Annotated in this window: 5 protein-coding genes; 4 read left to right on the forward strand and 1 reads right to left on the reverse strand. The window is 39.2% G+C overall.

The window, feature by feature from the left end; all coding sequences use genetic code 11:
* Nucleotides 1–13: 13 nt before the first annotated feature.
* On the reverse strand, nucleotides 14–667 hold the full coding sequence (locus tag IQ236_RS16365) for an exonuclease (RefSeq protein ID WP_193870279.1): 654 nt from the start codon (nucleotides 665–667) through the stop codon (nucleotides 14–16).
* Between the two features lie 235 nt (nucleotides 668–902).
* Here IQ236_RS16365 and IQ236_RS16370 point away from each other — a divergent pair, with 235 nt between their 5' ends.
* The 4 genes from IQ236_RS16370 to crtB all read left to right on the forward strand — a co-directional run bounded on the left by IQ236_RS16370 (nucleotide 903) and on the right by crtB (nucleotide 6,637).
* A complete protein-coding gene (locus tag IQ236_RS16370; protein ID WP_193870280.1) occupies nucleotides 903–3,323 on the forward strand; it encodes an NACHT domain-containing protein in 2,421 nt (806 codons plus the stop codon).
* Nucleotides 3,324–3,439: 116 nt separating this feature from the next.
* Nucleotides 3,440–4,078 carry a transposase gene (locus IQ236_RS16375; RefSeq protein WP_193870281.1) on the forward strand — a complete coding sequence of 213 codons (639 nt, stop codon included), beginning with the start codon at nucleotides 3,440–3,442 and terminating at the stop codon, nucleotides 4,076–4,078.
* 165 nt (nucleotides 4,079–4,243) lie between these two features.
* Nucleotides 4,244–5,680, forward strand: a complete 1,437-nt coding sequence (gene pds / locus IQ236_RS16380; protein ID WP_193870282.1) for a 15-cis-phytoene desaturase — start codon at nucleotides 4,244–4,246, stop codon at nucleotides 5,678–5,680.
* A 30-nt stretch (nucleotides 5,681–5,710) separates the two neighbouring features.
* Nucleotides 5,711–6,637 carry a 15-cis-phytoene synthase CrtB gene (gene crtB, locus IQ236_RS16385; protein ID WP_193870283.1) on the forward strand — a complete coding sequence of 309 codons (927 nt, stop codon included), beginning with the start codon at nucleotides 5,711–5,713 and terminating at the stop codon, nucleotides 6,635–6,637.
* The last annotated feature ends 210 nt before the right edge of the window (nucleotides 6,638–6,847 follow it).

Raw genomic sequence — 6,847 nt, forward strand, 5'->3', positions numbered from 1 at the left:
TGAGAATTATTGATCAGGCAGCTTTTTCAACATATTTTTCCAACCGTTGTAACCATTCCTGCCAATAAATAATTAATTGTTTCCGTTCCATCAGAAATTCTTCAGCATCTTGATCCCGAAGCGCGACAATAATCAAACCGTTAACAATCTTAGAACCAAACAAACTATCTCTATAATATCGATTAATTGCACCTCCATAAGCAGCCAGTTGTAATGGCTTATCGTAAAGTTTACTTATTTTCTGTTTCGGTTGTTCAGCCGTTGTCAATTCAATAATACATGGAACATCTTGATAACGAGCAACTAAATCAACTTTTCCAGCATATCCTTCCAAATAATTTGGCACAACTGTCTCAATTAACTGTACATCGCTGAGTTTCTCTAAAATGGATTGAACACTATAACAATAGGGTTTAATTAGGCTATCAGCAACGGGAGATAACCCTTGTAAATAGTCCTTAACCCACTGATGCAATAATTTTCCTCGTTGACGACTTGTTGAAGTAATACGAGTTGCTTCTGCATTCCCAACTTTATTCCGCCAATTAGAAAGAGCAGCAACAGACTTAATAGGTTGTGTAGCCTTAAGTATGGTGGTAACAGCTGGTAGTCGAATACCTTTTTTGTCTTGGTAGTAAAACCGTCCGTTGATGTACGTTCCTTTCATAAAAATAATCTCCAAAAAATCGCTAAATTCAATCTCGCAATTTTTCTTTGGAGATATCTCTCAAGTTAACGCTGACTTAGACTGACTTAGGCTGACCTATCTATAATCTTTAGTTGTAGCCTACTATTCAACTGCTTTTTGATCCAGAATAAGTAATATCAGAGTAGTCTTAACTCTGGTTTAACACTAGATTGAAGATCTTGAATTGGCTTTCAAGTCATGGAGAAATAGGTTAATGTCGCTACCTCGTGAATTTTTAATTGAAATGGCTCGTAAATATGAGCTTTCAGCAGAGCAAGAAGATGCTTTTGTAATCTGGTTTAACAATAAAAAGACTGAATTAGAGATAGCAACAGAACTTCATATCTCTGACACAGCACTTCGCACTCGAATGAGTCATGTTTACAAGAAGTTTAGTATTAATGGCAAAGGCCCAGGTAAGTATGGTCGCTTGCTCAATTTTCTAACTACTGAGTATCAGAAATTTAAGGTTTCTGACCCTCAAACCTCTAATCTGTCAGAGGATGAACTAAATGATTTAGTGCAAGAAGTACGTCAGAAGTGTTATGAAATAATTCAAGACCAATGTGGCACAATGCGATCGCTCACAATGTCACAACCCATTGATGTCCGTGACCTCTACACTAACGTTAATATTCTGGAAAAAATTACAAGTCATCGACGACACGAAATTGATGAACTGTTGCAAGACTTTAACTCAAAAAACTTTGATCGCTTTGGGCTTGGTAGAGTAACTGACGAACGGATACCAGGACAAGAAGCGGTTAAAAAATATTCAAAATTAATGGTCTTGGGTAAGCCAGGGTCTGGAAAAACTACGTTTTTAAAACATTTAGCCATTCAGTGTAATCTGGGTAATTTTCAAGAGCATTGCGTGTCAATTTTTATTACACTCAAGCAATTTGCAGAAGTGGAAGAAAAACCTAGTTTATTGGAATATATCACCGAGATATTTGCTGATTGTGATATCTCTTCTGAACAGATAGCTGTTCTATTGAAACGGGGTAAGTTATTGATTTTACTAGATGGTTTGGATGAAGTAAAAGCTGAGGATAACAGCCGTGTGATCAAGCAAGTTCTTGATTTATCGGAAAAGTTTCGCCGAAATCAATTTTTAATAACTTGTAGAATTGCAGCCAAAGCCTATAATTTTGATAAATTTACAGAGGTTGAAGTTGCAGATTTTGATAAAAAACAGATTAACACTTTTGTTGGCAAATGGTTTAACGGTGAAGAATCAGCTATAACAGAACAATTTATTGAACAGCTTGAGCAAAATCGTCGAATTCAAGAATTAGCCACTAATCCACTACTTCTAACGTTACTCTGTTTAGTTTTTGAAGACTCACTAAAATTTCCGGCTAATCGTTCAGAACTTTATGAGGAAGGAATTGATATTTTACTAAAAAAATGGGATGAAACACGAAACATAGAACGAGATCAGGTTTATAAGAATCTATCATTGCAGCGAAAAAAAGATTTACTAAGTCAAATTGCTTTAACAACCTTTGAGCGAGGAGAGTATTTCTTTAAACAGAAAGAATTAGAGCAGTATATTTCTGATTATATTAACAATTTACATGATGCCCAAAAAGACCTAGAAGCTTTACAACTGGATAGTGAGGCAATATTGAAATCAATTGAAGCACAGCATGGACTATTGGTGGAGAGGGCGCAAAAAATTTATTCTTTTTCTCACTTGACGTTTCAGGAGTATTTAACATCGATAAAAATTGTTAAATTTTCTGAAGAAAAGACTTTACGAAACCTTTTTGATCATATCACTGATAAGCGATGGCGTGAAATATTTTTACTAACCGCTCAAATGTTGCAGAATGCTGATTTACTTGTAATATTAATGAAGCAAAAGATTGATCATATTTTATCCTCAGAAATTGAATTACAACATTTTCTAAAATGGGTAGACAAAAAAACACGATTAGCTAACTCAAAATATAAAGATGCGTCAGTAAAAGCACTGTATTTAGCTTTCTTTCAAGACTTAGAAAAAAATCCAGAAGATCATTTATTCCTCAAAATTGATTCTCAGTTTAGTTTTGACTTTCAAGCATTGTATGATTTATGCTATGGATTTTTTTCTAGGCCTGATATCATGGCTTATGAATTTGCAATGTTTTTATTAATCAATAAATTTACAAACGGTTACTTTAATCCTCAGCTTACGTCAATAAGACTACTCAATAAGTTTTATCAAAGTCCTAATCTTGATTATTATTATCTGCATTCATGTTTTTCTAATAAAATCTACTTTAAAGCTACAATTAGTAGTTACTTTAACTCTGATGTACTAGCAATTTTACCACCAATTGAATACTATCTTGCTAAAGATGCCTCTAGCACAGAGCAATGTTATCGCTGGCAGTATCTTGATGAATGGTGGAGAGTCAACAATCAAGACTGGACTGCTCAATTTAGAAGTATGAAGATTAACTATCTTAACATGGGCTGTGATTGGCAATTCAGGGATGATCAGAGAAAATTACTACAACAGTATTACGATGCCAATAAATTATTAGTTGATTGTCTTAATGGTTGTTGTGTGGTATCACCAGAAGTGCGTAATGAGATTGAGCAAACATTGTTATTACCAATCTCTGAAATTCACCCTAAATGAGCTATAGAAAGCCTAATCAAAAATCCAATTTATCGTAGGGGTGAGGCGCGCCTCACCCTGACTGACACTAAAAATGTAGAGTTTGGATGTCTACTCTAACTTATTATTAAATTAATATGCCCTACAATCCACAAATTCATCATCGTCGTTCTATTCGTTTAAAAGGATACAATTATACTCAGCCTGGGGGATATTTTGTTACAATTTGTACAAAAGAAAAACAATGTTTGTTTGGAGATATTGTTCAAGGTGAAATGCGATTTAATTCTTTAGGTGCGATCGCCTTCAATATCTGGCAACAAATTCCTGAAACATTTCCTCATGTTGAATTAGATTATTTTGTGATTATGCCCAATCATATTCATGGCATTTTAATCTTTCATGAAATCCTTTCAGATCCTCAATTCCCCGTAGGGGCGAGGCGCGCCTCGCCCCTACAGAAAGCCTCATTATCACAACTAGAAATCTCAGCAAAATCAACACAACAACCTCATGGTGCTGCCCCAAAATCCTTGGGTGCTGTTGTGGGTTGGTATAAATCTTCTGTTTCTAAATTGATTAATAAAATTTGTAATAATTCCGGTCAAGGCTTAATTTGGCAACGAGATTATTATGAAGAAATTATCCAAGATGAAATGGCTTTAAATCCTATTAGAAAATATATCCTTGAAAATCCTGTTTGTTGGGAACATGATCCAGAACATCCCCCTTTAAATCGCATTAAACCTGAATTACTGATTGATCTACCCTTTTAATTAAAGCTGATCATTGAATCAAACCCGTAGGGATGAGCCACGCCTCACCCAAAACTATGAAGACTCACCCCCACGCCAGAATTTTTGACCTTGTTGGCTTTAAATGTAACAAGATGTAACGTATAATCAGAAAAAACATTAAGAAAACATTCAGAAGGGTTATTGATGCGAGTTGCGATCGCTGGAGCAGGTTTAGCGGGACTGGCTTGTGCCAAGTATCTCACCGATCTTGGTCACACTCCTATCGTCTTAGAACGACGGGACGTATTGGGGGGGAAAGTCGCAGCCTGGAAAGATGAAGACGGCGACTGGTACGAAACCGGGTTGCATATTTTCTTCGGGGCTTATCCCAATATGTTGCAGTTATTCAAAGAACTGGACATCGAAGATCGGCTGCAATGGAAAGAACATTCCATGATCTTCAACCAACCGGAGAAACCCGGAACCTATTCCCGGTTTGACTTTCCTAATCTCCCGGCCCCCTTTAACGGGGTAGTGGCAATTCTCCGTAATAATGATATGTTGACCTGGCCGGAAAAAATTCGGTTTGGTTTAGGGTTAATTCCCGCCATGCTCCAGGGTCAAAAATACGTCGAGGAGATGGATAAATACTCTTTCTCAGAATGGCTGAAACTCCACAACGTTCCGCCGAGGGTTGAGAAAGAGGTGTTTATTGCCATGTCTAAAGCTTTAAATTTCATCAACCCCGATGAAATCTCCTCAACGGTGATTTTAACCGCCTTAAACCGTTTTCTCCAAGAAAAGAACGGTTCTAAAATGGCATTTTTAGACGGTTCTCCCACGGAACGCCTTTGTCAACCTCTGGTAGATTACATCACAGAACGTGGCGGAGAAGTTCGTCTCAATGCCCCGATTAAAGAATTTTTACTCAACTCCGATGGAACCGTCAAAGGCTTCTTAATTCGCGGGTTAAACGATACCGACCATGAGGTGTTAACGGCCGATCTCTACGTTTCTGCCATGCCCGTTGATCCCTTGAAGGTGATGTTACCCCAACCTTGGCAAGACATGGACTATTTCAAACAGCTAGAGGGGTTAGAAGGGGTGCCGGTGATTAACGTGCATTTGTGGTTTGATCGCAAGTTAACAAATGTTGACCATTTGCTGTTTTCCCGTTCTCCCTTACTCAGTGTCTATGCAGATATGAGTAATACCTGTAAAGAGTATTCCAATCCTGACCGTTCTATGCTGGAATTGGTATTGGCTCCGGCAAAGGATTGGATTAGTAAATCGGATGAGGACATCGTGGCAGCGACAATGGCAGAGTTGGAGAAACTCTTCCCAGAGGAAATCCCCCACCCCGCTAAATTGCTGAAATCCCACGTCGTGAAAACGCCGCGTTCCGTTTATAAAGCGACTCCTGGGCGACAAGCCCATCGTCCATCCCAGAAAACGCCTATTCCTAATTTCTATCTGACTGGAGATTACACGATGCAGCGTTATTTGGCCAGTATGGAAGGGGCTGTGCTTTCTGGTAAGCTGACAGCACAGGCGATTCAAGAAGATTTGACTTCGGATCGTTTTTTGGCTTTGTCTGCGCCATCGGCTAACGTTGCTTCCCCAAGTCCTATTCCTTCCTAGCCCATCCATCGTCGGTCAGCAGAACAACGAATGCTACAACTTTCTAAATCTCCGTGCATGAGAACTCTGGCATCACTGGAAGACTCCTATGAACTCTGCCGTCAGGTTACTGCGGAGTATGCCAAGACATTTTATTTAGGCACTCAATTGATGCCAGAAGCCAAGCGTCGGGCGATCTGGGCGATCTATGTTTGGTGCCGTCGGACTGATGAGTTGGTCGATGGGCCAATGGCAGCAACAACAACGGAGGAAACCTTAGATCGTTGGGAAGAACACCTGGAAGCTTTATTTGCAGGGCATCCTAGGGATGATGTAGATGTGGCACTGGTGGATACCCTGGGTCGTTTCCCTCTGGATATTCAACCCTTTCGAGATATGATTGCGGGTCAACGCATGGATTTATACCGCAACCGATATCAAACCTTTGAGGAGTTGGAACTCTATTGTTATCGGGTGGCGGGAACGGTGGGGTTAATGTCAACGGCGGTCATGGGTGTTGCTCCTCCGGTAATTACCCCTTGGAATCCTAACCCAGAAATTATCATTCCCAATCAAGAAGCGATCGCATTAGGAATTGCCAACCAACTCACCAATATTCTGCGGGATGTGGGGGAAGATGCCCGACGAGGACGGATTTATTTACCCTTAGATGATTTAGCCTTATTTAATTATACAGAAGAGGATTTATTTAAGGGAATTGTTGATGATCGTTGGCAGGAATTAATGCGCTTTGAAATTCAGAGGGCACGGAAATTCTATGCTGAAGCAGAACGAGGAATTAGTGTTTTAAGTGAGGAGATTCGCTGGCCTGTTTGGACGGCGTTAGTGCTTTATCGGCAAATTTTAGATGAAATTGAACGCAATGAATATGATGTTTTTAGCAAGCGGGCTTATGTTCCCAAATGGCGAAAAATGATGGCATTACCCGTAGCGTTATTAAGGGCAAAAGTGTTATAGAAGGGAATAGCAAAATGGAAATAAACCCCCCAACATTGTTATTGATTCAGGGGGGTTTATTTTTATTAAAACAAAGCCCTATAAATTTAAGGATTGGCAGCTTGGGCGGCTAACATTTGTTTTAGTTTTTCTAACTCATTCGCCCAACGGGGATCGGGTTGGAAACCTTCATCACCTCCGGTTTTGGGGGTAGAATTATAACCACCGGAA

This window comes from Planktothrix mougeotii LEGE 06226, assembly GCF_015207485.1.
Classification (GTDB): domain Bacteria; phylum Cyanobacteriota; class Cyanobacteriia; order Cyanobacteriales; family Microcoleaceae; genus Planktothrix.

Bases quoted from the DNA above. Each gene is read 5' to 3' on its own strand.
- IQ236_RS16375 (WP_193870281.1), top strand. From the start codon at position 3,440: ATGCCCTACAATCCACAAATTCATCATCGTCGTTCTATTCGTTTAAAA.
- crtB (WP_193870283.1), top strand. From the start codon at position 5,711: ATGCTACAACTTTCTAAATCTCCGTGCATGAGAACTCTGGCATCACTG.
- IQ236_RS16370 (WP_193870280.1), top strand. From the start codon at position 903: ATGTCGCTACCTCGTGAATTTTTAATTGAAATGGCTCGTAAATATGAG.
- IQ236_RS16365 (WP_193870279.1), bottom strand. From the start codon at position 667: ATGAAAGGAACGTACATCAACGGACGGTTTTACTACCAAGACAAAAAA.
- pds (WP_193870282.1), top strand. From the start codon at position 4,244: ATGCGAGTTGCGATCGCTGGAGCAGGTTTAGCGGGACTGGCTTGTGCC.